Source organism: Umezawaea beigongshangensis (assembly GCF_016464305.1).
Taxonomy (GTDB): domain Bacteria; phylum Actinomycetota; class Actinomycetes; order Mycobacteriales; family Pseudonocardiaceae; genus Umezawaea_A; species Umezawaea_A beigongshangensis.
Window position 1 is genome coordinate 252517 of sequence record NZ_JAEIOJ010000006.1, and the last position, 12687, is coordinate 265203.

The 12687-nt window shown below is 74.7% G+C and carries 12 protein-coding genes; 5 read left to right on the forward strand and 7 right to left on the reverse strand.

What is annotated here, in order from left to right:
• Nucleotide 1: 1 nt before the first annotated feature.
• On the reverse strand, nt 2–1588 hold the full coding sequence (locus IMZ35_RS17245; RefSeq protein ID WP_199442121.1) for an FAD-dependent oxidoreductase: 1587 nt from the start codon (nt 1586–1588) through the stop codon (nt 2–4).
• Nucleotides 1589–1676: 88 nt separating this feature from the next.
• Here IMZ35_RS17245 and IMZ35_RS17250 point away from each other — a divergent pair, with 88 nt between their 5' ends.
• The 3 genes from IMZ35_RS17250 to IMZ35_RS17260 are packed head-to-tail and all read left to right on the forward strand — an operon-like array spanning nt 1677 to nt 5133.
• Complete coding sequence (locus tag IMZ35_RS17250) at nt 1677–2486, forward strand: carotenoid biosynthesis protein (protein ID WP_199442272.1); 810 nt, start codon at nt 1677–1679, stop codon at nt 2484–2486.
• The gene (locus IMZ35_RS17255) at nt 2483–3601 is read left to right on the forward strand and encodes a glycosyltransferase family 2 protein (RefSeq protein ID WP_199442122.1); all 1119 of its coding nucleotides are present in this window, start codon (nt 2483–2485) and stop codon (nt 3599–3601) included. Before IMZ35_RS17250 ends, IMZ35_RS17255 begins: the two co-directional genes overlap by 4 nt.
• Complete coding sequence (locus IMZ35_RS17260; RefSeq protein WP_199442123.1) at nt 3598–5133, forward strand: phytoene desaturase family protein; 1536 nt, start codon at nt 3598–3600, stop codon at nt 5131–5133. Before IMZ35_RS17255 ends, IMZ35_RS17260 begins: the two co-directional genes overlap by 4 nt.
• Here the strand turns inward: IMZ35_RS17260 and IMZ35_RS17265 are convergent.
• Nucleotides 5044–5733, reverse strand: a complete 690-nt coding sequence (locus IMZ35_RS17265) for a CDP-alcohol phosphatidyltransferase family protein (RefSeq protein ID WP_307868266.1) — start codon at nt 5731–5733, stop codon at nt 5044–5046. The two genes, IMZ35_RS17260 and IMZ35_RS17265, sit on opposite strands and share 90 nt — an antisense overlap.
• A 45-nt stretch (nt 5734–5778) precedes the next feature.
• Between IMZ35_RS17265 and IMZ35_RS17270 the strand changes: the two genes are divergently transcribed.
• On the forward strand, nt 5779–6630 hold the full coding sequence (locus IMZ35_RS17270) for a YhjD/YihY/BrkB family envelope integrity protein (protein ID WP_199442124.1): 852 nt from the start codon (nt 5779–5781) through the stop codon (nt 6628–6630).
• A 520-nt stretch (nt 6631–7150) separates the two neighbouring features.
• Here the strand turns inward: IMZ35_RS17270 and surE are convergent.
• The 3 genes from surE to IMZ35_RS17285 form a co-directional block, all read right to left on the reverse strand.
• Nucleotides 7151–7903: a 5'/3'-nucleotidase SurE gene (surE, locus tag IMZ35_RS17275; protein ID WP_199442125.1), complete on the reverse strand. Its 753-nt coding sequence runs from the start codon at nt 7901–7903 to the stop codon at nt 7151–7153.
• Nucleotides 7900–8844, reverse strand: coding sequence for a PfkB family carbohydrate kinase (locus IMZ35_RS17280; RefSeq protein ID WP_199442126.1), 945 nt, complete (start codon nt 8842–8844; stop codon nt 7900–7902). The genes surE and IMZ35_RS17280 overlap by 4 nt, the downstream gene beginning before the upstream one ends.
• A gap of 65 nt (nt 8845–8909) precedes the next feature.
• Complete coding sequence (locus IMZ35_RS17285; RefSeq protein ID WP_199442127.1) at nt 8910–9488, reverse strand: helix-turn-helix domain-containing protein; 579 nt, start codon at nt 9486–9488, stop codon at nt 8910–8912.
• 47 nt (nt 9489–9535) lie between these two features.
• Between IMZ35_RS17285 and IMZ35_RS17290 the strand changes: the two genes are divergently transcribed.
• Nucleotides 9536–10375 carry a class I SAM-dependent methyltransferase gene (locus IMZ35_RS17290; RefSeq protein WP_199442128.1) on the forward strand — a complete coding sequence of 280 codons (840 nt, stop codon included), beginning with the start codon at nt 9536–9538 and terminating at the stop codon, nt 10373–10375.
• Nucleotides 10376–10484: 109 nt separating this feature from the next.
• On the opposite strand, the gene IMZ35_RS17295 is transcribed toward IMZ35_RS17290, so the two are convergent.
• Nucleotides 10485–10844 carry a DUF2203 domain-containing protein gene (locus IMZ35_RS17295; protein WP_199442129.1) on the reverse strand — a complete coding sequence of 120 codons (360 nt, stop codon included), beginning with the start codon at nt 10842–10844 and terminating at the stop codon, nt 10485–10487.
• Nucleotides 10845–11016: 172 nt separating this feature from the next.
• On the reverse strand, nt 11017–12486 hold the full coding sequence (locus IMZ35_RS17300; RefSeq protein ID WP_199442130.1) for a DUF1996 domain-containing protein: 1470 nt from the start codon (nt 12484–12486) through the stop codon (nt 11017–11019).
• Between the last annotated feature and the right edge of the window lie 201 nt (nt 12487–12687).

Genomic DNA, 12687 nt, shown 5'->3' on the forward strand with positions numbered 1-12687 from the left:
CTCAGCGGACGGTGGCCCGCTGACGTGCCGCCGCCCGCCGCAGCAGGGGGGACCGGCCGCCGTTGGGCACCGTCCACAGGTCGTGGCCGCGCACACCCCACCGCGCCAGCAGGGCGTTCGCCGCGGCCAGGCCGGTCGTGGCCGCCCGTTCCATCAGCGCCACCGGCAGGTCGATCCGCACCAGGTCACCGGCCAGCACGAGATCCGGGTCCGGGGTGCGGACCGTGGGCCTGCCCTCGAACGCGCCGGGGGAGAACAGCGGGCAGTCCGCCCGCACCACGTGCTCCACGTGCCGCACGACGGCCCCGCGCAGCTCGGGGAACACCGACCGCATCTCCTCGGCCATCTCCTCCGCCACGACGGCCGGATCGGCGTCCTGCGGCAGCGCGTAGGCGTGCAGCTCCACCACCGAACCGCCGGTGTCGGCACGCCACCGCGCCGCCTCGTCCTCGAACAGGTCGAGCACGCTGATGTTGTCCAGGTGCCGGAACCCGCTCGTGCCCAGGAACGGCGGCCGGTCCGGACCGGCCGGGGTGTCCAGCCAGTAGCGGCTGACCAGGAACGGCGGCGCGGTGCGCAGCGCGTCGACCGACGCCCGCCACGGCGCGTCGCCCAGCCGCGGCGACCGCGCCACGAGGCCGCGCAGCCCGGAGGTGTCCAGCGCCAGCACCACGGCGTCGAACTCCTCGGCGTCGGCCCCCTGGTCCGCGCCGTCGGCGCGGACCAGGAACCGGCCGTCCGCGTCCCGCTCGACCGCGTCCACCGGTGTGCTGGTGCGCACGTCCGCGCCGAGCCCGGTGAGGTGACGGCGCAGCGGACCCCAGAGCGTCTCCGGGTACGGGGAGCGCGGCACGTCGAACAGCAGGCCCTCGCTGGACCCCAGGAAGTAGATGTGGAACATCGTCGCCAGCTCCGCCGCGGACAGGTCGGCCGGGTGCGCGAAGAAGCTGCGGGAGAACACCTCGAACGCCAGGTGCCTGGCCGCTTCGGGGAAGCGGATCTCGCGCAGGAACGCCGAGGCGTCCACCGAGTCGAACTCGCGGTAGGTGCCGGGCACCGACACGTCGAACAGCGACGTGGCCGCCGAGGTGTTCATGCCGGCGAGGCCGCGCAGGGTGAAGGTGTCGCTGCGCAGCACGAACGACGCGACGTTCCACGGCGGGGTGCGCGGCAGCTTCGCGAAGCTCTCCGTCGTGCCGTCGTGGTGCCGCAGCGGGTAGTCGGCCACGGGCCGCAGCAGCGACAGGTCCGGGTCCACGCGCCGCAGCAGCTCCCGCAGGTTGTAGTACTGGCGGAAGAAGGCGTGGAAACCGCGCGTCATCGTCGCCGCCGAGCCGTCGGCGTGCGTCACCGGCCAGCCCAGCAACCGGCCGCCGAGGTCGGCCTCGCGCTCGAACAGCGTCACCGCGACACCGCGCTCGGCCAGGCCCACCGCGGCGGCCGTTCCGGCGATGCCACCGCCGACCACGGCCACCCTCGGGGCGCGGTCCAGGTGGCCGGTGTCGGACAGGCCGGGTGCGGCGGGGAGCGCGACGGCGCGGCGGTCGCGACCGGGAACGGGAGAGCGCGTGCCGCGCGGCTGCTGCATCCGCGCAGTCTTCCAGCGGCACAACGGTCCCGCACGACGGCGAGCACTCGTCGTGCCGACCCGGCCCGCTGCACCTAGCGTGATCGCCGTGCTGTCCTCCCGTCCCCTCGTCCGGGCCCTCGCACCTCCGCTGCCGCGCGCCACCGCGCTGGCGGCGTGGCTGCTCGGAGCCGGCACCGTGCTGTCGCAGATCGTCTACTCGACGACCGAGCCCGCCGAGCGCACGCCGCTGACCGTGTTGACCGTGCTGACCTTCTGCGCGGCCTCGGTGCTGGACGCCTGGACGCGCTGCGGGGCGAGGGCCGCGCTGGCGCTGGTGGCCGTCGCGGGCGGCGGGGGACTGCTGGCCGAGGTCGTGGGCCTGCACACCGGGGTGCCGTTCGGCGACTACGGCTACACCGACGCCCTGGGCGCGTCCGTGCTCGGCGTTCCGGTGGTCGTGCCGCTGGCGTGGGTGATGATGGCGTGGCCAGCGCTGCTGGTGGGGCGGGCGCTCGCCGGGAACCGGGTGATCTCGGTGCTGGTCGCGGCCTGGGCGCTGGCGGCGTGGGACGTGTTCCTCGACCCGCAGATGGTCGACGCGGGCTACTGGACGTGGTCCGCGCCGGAGCCGTCGCTGCCCGGCGTGGACGGGGTGCCGCTGACGAACTTCGCCGGGTGGCTGCTGGTCGCGGTGGGAATCCAGGCCGCGCTGCGCGCGCTCGTGCCGCCCGCGACCGGCAGGCCGCTGACGCTGCGCTCCGGACCGGCGCCCGTGCTCTACGTGTGGACGTGGTTCTCCTCGGTGTGGGCGCACGCCGCCTTCTTCGACCGGCCCGCGGTGTCGCTCGTGGGCGGGCTGCTCATGGGCGCGGTGGCCGTTCCCTTCGCCGTCGCCGTGGTGCGGGGGCAGCGGTGAGGGCGCGCGCCGCGGTGCGCGCCGCCGCCGTCGCCGCCGCGGCCGGGGCGCTGCACGCGCTGCGCAACGCGCGCGTCGTGCGCGTGCCGCCGCGCGACCCCGCACCGCGCCCGGAGGCGGTGTCGGTCCTGCTGCCGCTGCGCGACGAGGCCCACCGGGTCGAACCCGCGCTGCGCTCGCTGCTCGCCCAGCGCGGCGTGGACGACCTGGAGGTCCTCGTCCTGGACGACTGCTCCACCGACGGCACCGCGGACGTCGTGCGGCGCGTCGCCGGCGCGGACCCGCGGGTGCGCCTGCTGACGGGCAGCCCGCCGCCGCCCGGAACGCTCGGCAAACCGCACGCCTGCGACCAGCTCGCACGCACGGCGCGCGGCGAGGTGCTGGTGTGCGTCGACGCCGACGTCGTCCTGGCTCCCGACGCGGTCGCCGCCGCGGTGACCCTGCTGCGCGACGCGGACCTGGACGCGGTGTCGCCGTTCCCCCGGCAGCTCGCAGACGGGGCCGCGGCCCGGCTCGTGCAGCCCCTGCTCCAGTGGTCCTGGCTGGTGCTGCTGCCCCTCGGCCTCGCCGAGCGCTCGCCCCGGCCGTCGCTGTCCGCGGCCAACGGGCAGTTCCTCGTGGTCGACGCGGCGGTGCTGCGGCGCTGCGGCGGGTTCCGCGCGGTGGCTGGCGAGGTCCTGGACGACATCGCGCTGGTCCGCGCGATCAAGAGCGCCGGCGGTCGCGCGGCGGTGGCCGACGGCAGCGAGATCGCGGTGTGCCGCATGTACGAGACGTGGCCGCAGCTGCGCGAGGGCTACACCAAGTCCCTGTGGTCGGCCACCGGCTCGCCCGTCGCGGCGGGGGTGGTCTCCGCGCTGCTGCTGTGGGTGTGGGTGCTGCCCGCCGCGGCGGCGCTCACCGGTTCGCGCGCGGGCCTGGCCGGGTACGCCGCCGGGGTGCTCAGCCGGGTGGTGTCGGCACGCCGGACCGGTGGCCGGGCGTGGCCGGACGCCCTGGCGCACCCGGTCTCGGTGGCGGCGCTGGTGGGACTGATCGGCCGCTCCTGGTCCGCGCGCCGAGGCGGCCGCCTGCGCTGGAAGGGACGGGCGCTGCCGGGGGGTGCGCGCTCGTGACCGGTGTGGTGGTGGTCGGAGCGGGGATGGGCGGTCTGGCCGCGGCGGCGAGACTGGCCGCCACCGGGCACCGGGTGACCGTCCTGGAGCGCTCGGCGACGTGCGGCGGCAAGCTCGGCACGTACTCCCGCGACGGGTTCGTCTTCGACACCGGCCCGTCCCTGCTGACGCTGCCGCAGGTCTACCGCGACCTGTTCGCGGCGACCGGCGCGGACCTGGACGAGCTGGTGGAGGTCGTGCCGGTCGACCCGACCTGCCACTACCGCTTCGCCGACGGCAGCGAGCTGGACGTGCCGCACGACCGCGGGCGGGTGGGTCCGGCCCTCGCCCGAGCCCTCGGCCCGGACACCGCCGCCGCCTGGGAGGCGGTGATGACCGACGCCGAGCGCCTGTGGGGCCTCGTCGGCGAACCCGTCCTGCAACGGCCCCTGAACGGCGTGCGGGACCTGCTGCGGCACTCCGCGAGCGTGCGCGACCTGTTCGCCATCGCTCCCTGGCGCACCCTGCGCGGCCTGGGGCGGCGGCGCTTCGCCGATCCCCGCGCGCGGTTCCTGCTCGACCGGTACGCCACCTACACCGGCTCCGACCCGCGCCGGTTGCCCGCGCTGATGACCGTCGTGCCGCACGTCGAGCAGCGCTACGGGAGCTGGTACGTCCGCGGCGGGCTGCGGGTGCTCGCCGACGCGCTGCTGCACCGGGTGCGCGAGCTGGGCGTCGAGGTCCGCACCGGCAGCGAGGTCGTGGCCGTGGAGACCGGCGCCGCCGGCGTCACGGGTGTTCGCCTGGCCGGTGGCGAGCGGGTGCCGGCCTCGGTCGTGGTGTGCAACGCCGACGCCCGGCACCTGCACGACGACCTGCTGCGCGACCGGCGCGCGCGCCGCGCCCGGCGGGCGCTGAACCGCGTCCAGCCGTCGCTGGCGGGGTTCGTGCTGCTCCTGGCCCTGCGCGGGCGCACGCCGGACGCACGGCACCACCGCGTGCTGTTCGCGAGCGACCCCGACGCCGAGTTCGACGCGATCTTCGGGCCGCGCCCCCGGCCGGTGCCCGACCCGACGGTCTACGTGTGCGCCCCCGACGACCCGGCGGTGCGGCCCGACGCCGACCACGAAGCGTGGTTCGTGCTCGTCAACGCACCCCGGCACGACTCCGCGTCCGGTGTGGACTGGACGGAGTCCGGGCTCGCCGAGCGGTACGCCGACCAGGTCCTGGACGTGCTGGCACGCCGGGGGCTCGACGTGCGGGAACGCCTGCTGTGGCGGGAGATCCGCACCCCGGCCGACCTGGAGCGCGACACCGGCGCACCGGGTGGCTCCATCTACGGGTCGTCGTCGAACGGGCCGCGCGCCGCGCTGCTGCGCCCCGCGAACCGCAGCCGCGTGCCCGGCCTGTACCTGGTCGGCGGATCGGCGCACCCCGGCGGGGGACTGCCCCTGGTCGCGATGTCAGCCGCGATCGTCGCCGACCTGATCGGCCCCGCCGCGCGGAACCGCGCGGACCAGCCCGACCGAGAGCTGCACCAGGCCGATGACTGACAGCACGGCCCACAGCACCGCACACGTCCACGCCCAGGACCACCCGGTCAGCGGCGTGCCCGCCGGCACCAGCGCCGACCCCGCCGCGGCGACCGCCACCACCACGACCCGCGTCGGACGTTCGGCGACGGTGATCGACCCGGCCCCGGTCATGCCGGCGCCCTGCGCCCTGGCGCGCGCGTACTCGTGCAGCAGCACCGCCGCCGCGACCGCCGCGCACCACGCCGCCGGTGCGCCCAGCACCAGCAGCACCGCGACGAAGCACAGGTCGGTGATCCGGTCGGCCACCGCGTCGAGCACCGCGCCCAGCGGCCGTGCCCGTCCGGTCAGCAGCGCCACGGCGCCGTCCAGGCCGTCCAGGACCGCGGTCAGCACCACGGCGCCCGCTGCGGCCAGCGGCCAGGCGCCACCCCGCCCGGCGAGCAGCACGGCGAGCACGCCGGTCAGCACCCCGCACGCGGTCAGCACGTCCGGCGGCACCGCGAGCGCCGGCCGCGCCCAGCGCTGCACCAGCCCGAGCCACCCCACGGCCAGCCGGTTGCCCGACACGTCGTGCGCGTGCAGGCGCGACCACCCGGCCACCCCGTCGTCCCGTTCCACGTCGACCACGGTAGGCGCGGAGCGCGCTCGCCGCCGGAGGAGACGGTGACGCCCGCGGTGCGCCGCGCGCGGACGGTCCTGCGCGACGCGGGCCGGGCGCTGCGCGGCAGGGACCTGTCGCTGTGGGCCGCCGGGGTGACGTTCTTCGGGCTGCTGGCGGTCGTGCCGCTGCTGCTGATCGCCCTGCGCGGAGCGGCGGTGCTGGTCTCGCCGGAGTTCGTGCAGGAGGGACTGCGCCGCTGGGGCGAGGCCCTGCCGCCGCAGCACCGCCCGGCCGCGGCGCTGGACGCGCTGGCGTCGGCGGCGCTCGGCTCGTCCTGGACGGTGCTGCTCGTGGCGCTGCTGCCCGCCACGTTCTACGGCGAGGGGCTGCGTCGCGGCATGACGCAGGTCGCCGCCGAGCCGGCGGGCGCGCTGGTCGGCTGGAAGGGCAGGCTGGCGTTCGCGCCGGTCCTGCTGATGAGCCCGGTGCTCGTCGTCGTCCTGCTCGGCACGACCGACCTCGTCGCGGGTCTGTACACCGCCGGTGGCTGGACCGCGGTGCTGGGCGTGGTCGTGTCCTTCCACGTCGACTGGCTCGTGCTGTCGGCAGTGCTGTGCGCGGTGTTCCTGGCGAACACCCCCTCCGGTGTGCGGCGGCGCTACGCGGTGGTGTGCGCCTTCTCCACCGGCGCGGTCCTCGCCGGGTTCCTGCACGGGTTCCTGCTGTTCCTGGCCATCCCGATCGACTGGAGCATCCCGTTCGGCGGCCTGGTCGTCGTCGGCGCGGTCGCCGCGCTCGGACTGTGGCTGTACCTGCTGCACGTGCTGGTGCTGTTCGCGCACCGGTTGCTGCTGAGCACGGAGCGCACGCGGGCCGGTCGGCGGCCACCGGTGGAACCGCCGCCCGGCGACTGAGGCCGAGCGCGCCACCGGGGTTGCGCCGGGCCGTCCGGCGCTCGAACAACCCGTGCACGGCGTCCCGTTCGGCTGACGAGCGCGAACACCGCCGCGACGCCGGGTGCGCGGGGGAGCCGCTGCGAGCGCGGCTCCAGCACCGAGGTCGTGCGCAAGATCGGCGAGACGCCCGGCGCGATCGGCTGCGCGGACGCGCCCCCGGTCACCCGTGCCCGCGAGGAGGACGCGCTGACCGCGCTCGCGCTGGACGGCCGGGTCGTCCGCCGGGCTGCGGCTGGAGGAGGCCGGGTACCCGCCGTGCACCACGGCCGAGGGCGCCGCGCTGGAGCAGTGCGACCTCCACCGAGAACGGTCGCAGCCGCACCACACGTCACCGCCGAACACGTCGCCGCCGATCGGCGGCGTCTCGCGCTCCCGGTCGGCGGTGGTCGCGAACGTCGTGACGCCGACGACCACCGCGCAGCCGCGGGAAGCCCTCCGGACGCCGCTGGCCACCTCGGGCCGACGCCGCCGGAACCGCTCAGCCGGGGAGGTCCGGGCGGGTGGTGCCCGTGTCCTCCTGCACCGAGCGCAGCGGGGTGAGCGTGGGGTGGCCCGCGGCGAGCAGCGCCGCGTCGCTGCCCGGTGTCTGCTCGCCCTCGACCAGCACCTCCGACCGCGCCAGGCTGCCGTCGTCGAGGTCGTCCACCCGCGTCTGCACGAGGCCGAACTCCGAGAGCGTCGCCCAGCGCAGCGGTTCCAGCGACTCCAGCGGGACGTTCGGCACGTTCAGGTTCAGCACGGTCCCCGGCGGCATGTCCCGCAGCAGCGGCAGGACGCGCTGCGCCACGGCCGCCGCCGTGTCCCAGTGGTCCTCGATCGGCGTCAGCCCCACGTCGAGCGACACCGCCAGCGCGCTGACGCCGTTGATGCTCGCCGTCAGCGCCGCGCCCACGGTGCCGGAGTGCAGGACCGCCCGGCCGATGTTCGCGCCGTGGTTGATGCCGGACAGCAGGACGTCCGGGGTGCCGTCGAACGAGCCGCGCGCGGCGAGCAGCGCGATCAGGCCGGGGTGCGCGGCGACCGCGCGGGCCACCGGGACACCCGGCACGTCGCGCCGCGTCACCACCACCCTGCCGTCGTCCTCGGCGGACATCAGACCCGCGCTGGTACCGCTGGACTGGGCGGCGGGTGCGGCGATCGAGGCGTCCAGGCCCGCGCTGACGGCCGCGCGGGCCAGCGCGTGCAGGCCGGGGGAGTCGATGCCGTCGTCGTTGGTCACGAGAGCTCTCATGAGGTCGACTCTGTCCCGTCGGGACCGATCTCGCGAAGCGTCACGTGATCGCGCAGCGCCCGGATCGTCTCCCCGCTGCCCGTCCCCAGCCCGTGGCGGGTCACGTTGATCGCCCCGGCCGCCGCGCCCAGCGTCAGCGCGTCCTCGATCTCCTCGCCCTGCGCGAGCGCGGCGACCACGCCCGCGGTCATGGAGTCGCCGCCGCCCTTGGTGTCGACGGTCTGCAAGGCGGGCGACTCGATCAGGAACGTCCGGTCGCCGACGAGCGCGAGGGTCGCCTCCGCCGCCCGCGACACGATCACCGCGCGGACGCCGGAATCGGCGATCTTCCGCGCGGCCCCGATCAGCGCGGGCAGCTCGTCGTTCTCGGCCCGGCCGTCGTCGACCAGTTCCTCGTGGCTGACCTTCACGACGGTCGGTCCGCCCTCCAGGGCCGCGTCGAGCCGCTCGCCCGACAGGTCCACGACCACGCGGCAGTCGTGGGAGGTGAGGTCGGCGGTGAGCCTGCGGTAGACCGACGACGGCAGCACCCCGTCCTCGGTCGGCGCGCTGAGCACCGCGATCCCCGCGCGCAGCCCCTCGACGAGCGTCATCTCGTAGAGGTCGTCCACCTCGTGCCGGGACAGGCTGTCCGCGTGCGCGGTCACGACGGGCGTGCGCCCGCCGTCGCGCCGGTCGTGCACGTAGGCGCCGTTGCGGGCCCGCACGTCCCGCGAGCGCACGTCGATGTCGGGACCGGTGACGAGGCCGCGCAGGACGCCGCCGGTCTCACCGCCGAACGTCGCGCACAGCACGACGGGCACGCCCAGCGAGGTGATCATCCTCGCCTGCCAGATGCCCTGGCCTCCGGCGTGCAGGTGGATGTCGGGCTGTCCTTCGAGCTCTTCGACGGTCACGGTCAGCTGGGGGGACGGGGCGAGCACCACGACGTGTTGGGTCACCTGAATCCGATACCCCGCGACGTAACGGACTATTCACCCACAACGGTGACGCTCGGCGTGTCGCCTCAGGAATGCGGCTGGAGGTGGGTGCGCTGCCCCTCGTGGTCGAGGATGGCCAGGATCTCCGCCGGACCGCCGCGAGCGCCGAACGCGTGCGGGACCATCGTGGAGAACGACGCGGCCTGGCCCGCCTCCACGACGATCGTCCGCTCGCCCAGCAGCAGCACGACGGTGCCCGACAGCACGGTGAACCAGTCCTTGCCGGGGTGGACCTTCTGCTCGGTCTCGCCGCGCCGGGGCTCCGGCCTGGTGAGCCGGATCTTCGCCACGGTCACGCCGTTCGGTCCCGTCTCCCGGTTCAGCGTCCAGGTGGTCGTCCCGCGCTCGGCGTTGTGCTCGGGCCTGATCACCACGTCGTCGTCGCTGACCGACTCCACGAGCTGGTCGATGGTGGTCCGCAGGGCGCGGGCGATGGAGCTGAGCTGGTCGAGGCCGATCCGCCGGTGTCCCGTCTCGATGCGGCTCAGGGTGGACGGGCTCAGGTGGCAGCGGGCGGACAGCTCGTCGAGCGACCAGCCCAGGGCCACGCGCAGTCCGCGGATCCGCTTGCGGACCAGCTCGTCGATCTCATGGTCTTGCGTCATGCGCAAGAATATATGTCTTCGGCGCAACAGGCACGTAGCGTGGAGGCATGGGACACGATCACCACGACCACCACGACCACGCCGACCAGACCGTCCTCGCCGAGGTGCTCGACCTCGACGCCGAGGTGCTGCACACCTACCTGACCGATCTGACCGCCTGGCTCCGCGACCTGGTGGGCGACCCGGCGCCCCGGCGGATCGTCGACCTCGGCGCCGGGACGGGAACCGGGACCTTCGCCCTGCTCGAACGCTTCCCGGACGCGGAGGTGGTCGCCCTCGACGCCTCCGCGCAGCTGCTGCACCGCCTGGGGAGCAGGGCCCGCGACCTCGGCGTGGCCGACCGCGTGCGCACCGTGGAGGCGGACCTGGACGTGGCGTGGCCCGCCGTCGGCACCGCGGACCTGGTGTGGGCGTCCGCGTCGCTGCACCACGTGGCCGACCCCGCCCGCGTCCTGACCGACGTCCTCGGGACGCTGCGTCCCGGCGGGCACCTCGCCGTGGTGGAGCTGGACTCCTTCCCGCGCTTCCTGCCGGAGGACCTCGGGTTCGGCCGTCCCGGTCTCGAAGCGCGCTTCCGCGCCCTCGTCGCCGCACAGCGCGCCACCGACATGCCGCACCTCGGGGCGGACTGGGGGCCGCGCCTGTCCGCCGCGGGCTTCACCGTCGAGGTGGAGCGCGTGATCGAGATCGAGCTGACCCCGCCCCTCCCCGAGGCCGCCGCCCGGTACGCGCAAGCGTCCCTGACCCGTCTGCGCTCCGGCTTCGGCGACCGCCTGGACGCCGAGGACCGAGCCGCGCTGGACGTCCTCCTCGGCGGCAACCTGCTCCAGCGCGACGACCTCACCGTCCGCGCGACGAGGACCGTCTGGCTGGCCACCCGCCCCTGACCCCGCGAGTGGGACCGTTCGAGCAGGGTGAACGTCGCGTTCACGACGAGAACCCGCCACCGGCGGTGCTCGAACGGTCCGCTCCGGGTGCCTGAACGGGCAACTCGCGTCAGGGGAGGGGGCGGCGGCCGGCGAAGCCCACGTCGGCGCGGTGGTACCAGGCCAGGTCCTCGTCGCCCTCCAGCCAGCACAGCAGCACCGGCACGCCGTCGACGTCGGCGGGAAAGTCGATCAGCAGCGGGGCGAAGCCCTTCAGCTCGGCGCCGGTGGCCTGGACGGCGGTCATCAGCTCGTCCAGCCTCGCCCTGGCCGCCTTCAGCTCGGGCAGCCCGCCCAGCGCGGTGGGACGGCCGTCGGCGAGCGCCGCCGCCAGCTCGGCGGCGTCGGCGCGCAGGACCACCAGCTCGTCCAGCACCGGTCGCAGTCCGCGGAGTTCCTCGCGTGCCTCCGGCACCGTGAACAGACCCATGCCCGTCAGCTTCCCACCGCGCTCCCGGCGTGCGGACACCGGGCGTGCGGGCGTGGCCGGAGCTGTGGCCGGTCCACCGGCGGCTCACCCGCGAGCGGGCCGTTCGAGCGGACGAGCCCGCCGCACCGGGTGCGACGGGCTCGTCCGGACGGGTGTGCTCAGGGGCAGGGGGTCACTCCTTGCACACCTTGTCCCGGTTGATGCAGTTGACGACGCGGTTCATGATCTTCTGCGACATCACGTTGGCGAAGTCGTCGTGGTCGGACACCGGGTCGTGCTCCTCCTCGGGGAACGAGTCGATCACGTAGCGGCGCTGCTGCTGGACCTCGGTGGGGATGTCGTAGGTCAGGCTGATGCGCAGCTGCGGCACGGCCTTGAACCCGCGCTGGCACTGCCCGTTCTCGTCGGGGTACACGATGTGCGTGCGGTGGTTGGCGCTGTCGGTGTTCTTGCCGTCCCAGCAGCTCGCGAAGTCGTGCACCCGCATGACGTCGCTGCCCTCGGGGCAGATCGGGTACTTGTCGATCAGCCGGTCCTCGAAGCCGGAGCAGGTGAACGACGCCCTGGTGTTGCCCAGACCGTTGGTCGACGGCTTCGCGTCGCCGTACAGCACGCGCAGGAACTTCGGCATGGCCCGCACGTTGCCCACCGGGCTGCCGCGGAAGGTCAGGTCGACGACGGCGGGCCGCTGGATCTCGCCCTCGTTGCCGGGAAGCTCGTTCTCGGCGTCCTCACCGGGCGGCGGGTTCTCGGCCTCGGGGTCCTGCTGGCCGTCGTCGGTGGTGTCGAGGTTGCGGTTGGCGTCGCCCTCGGGGCTCAGCGCGCACGGCGCCAGCTCGTCCACGGGCAGTTCGGGGCGGTTGCCCAGGAAACGGCCCACGGCCGTGAGGATGCGGTTGATGGTGGCGGTGCGCTTGTCCGCCAGCGGTCCCAGGATCGCGTTGTCGACGAAGTTCTCGCCGCCCTCGCCCGCCGAGGTCACCAGGCGCTGGTTGGCCTCCTCGACCTGGGTGTCGAGCTGCTCCAGGTTCTGCTCGACCTCGGCCAGGGCCTGGTCGGGCACCTCTTCGAGCTGGCTCGCCACGTCGGGACAGGTGATCGCCTCGGGGGCCTCCTCCGGCGCCTCGTCCTCCGGCGCCTCGTCCTCCGGCGCCTCCTCGGCGGGAGCCTCGTCCTCCGGCGCTTCCTCCGCTTCCTCGTCGAGGATTCGCACCACGGGCCAGAAGTAGGTCGACTTGTCGCCGTTGGCGCAGGTGGTCCCCGCCGCCGCCAGGCTCTCGTTGGTGGAGTCGGCGTCGGTCGACAGGTTGCCGACGTAGTCGTGCAGGTGCTGCGCGCCGTTCTTCACACCCGGCTGCGCGATGAAGTTGTCCGGGTTGAAGTGGCCGTTCTCGTTGCGCCCGCAGTCGACGGTGAACGTGCCGGTCGACGCGCGCCTGCCGGGCCGCACCTCGTCGACGTTGGGCTCCACGGTCGTGATGTCGACGTACTGCGACGCGTCGGCGCCGTCGGCCTTCGCCGTTCCCGGATCACCGGTCGTGGCGATGACGACGGCCATGCCGACCGTGAGCGCCAGCGCGGTCGAACCGGCCGCCAGCTTGGTACGACGGGAGAAGCGATGCCGTCCCGTGTTTCGGGTCATTGATCCGTCACCTCGTTGGTAGTACTGCGGGGCACTTCGACGCCAGACCCCCGAAGGGCGATCGATCACTGCGACACCAGGGCATACGTACGGAGCCGAACGCGATGCGCCTCCGCGACCCGGTCGTTACCGTTCCGTTATCACAGGGCGGGTGCGCTGCCGTGAGCCAGTCCGAAGTGGACGATGCGTGTCGAGGTGCCG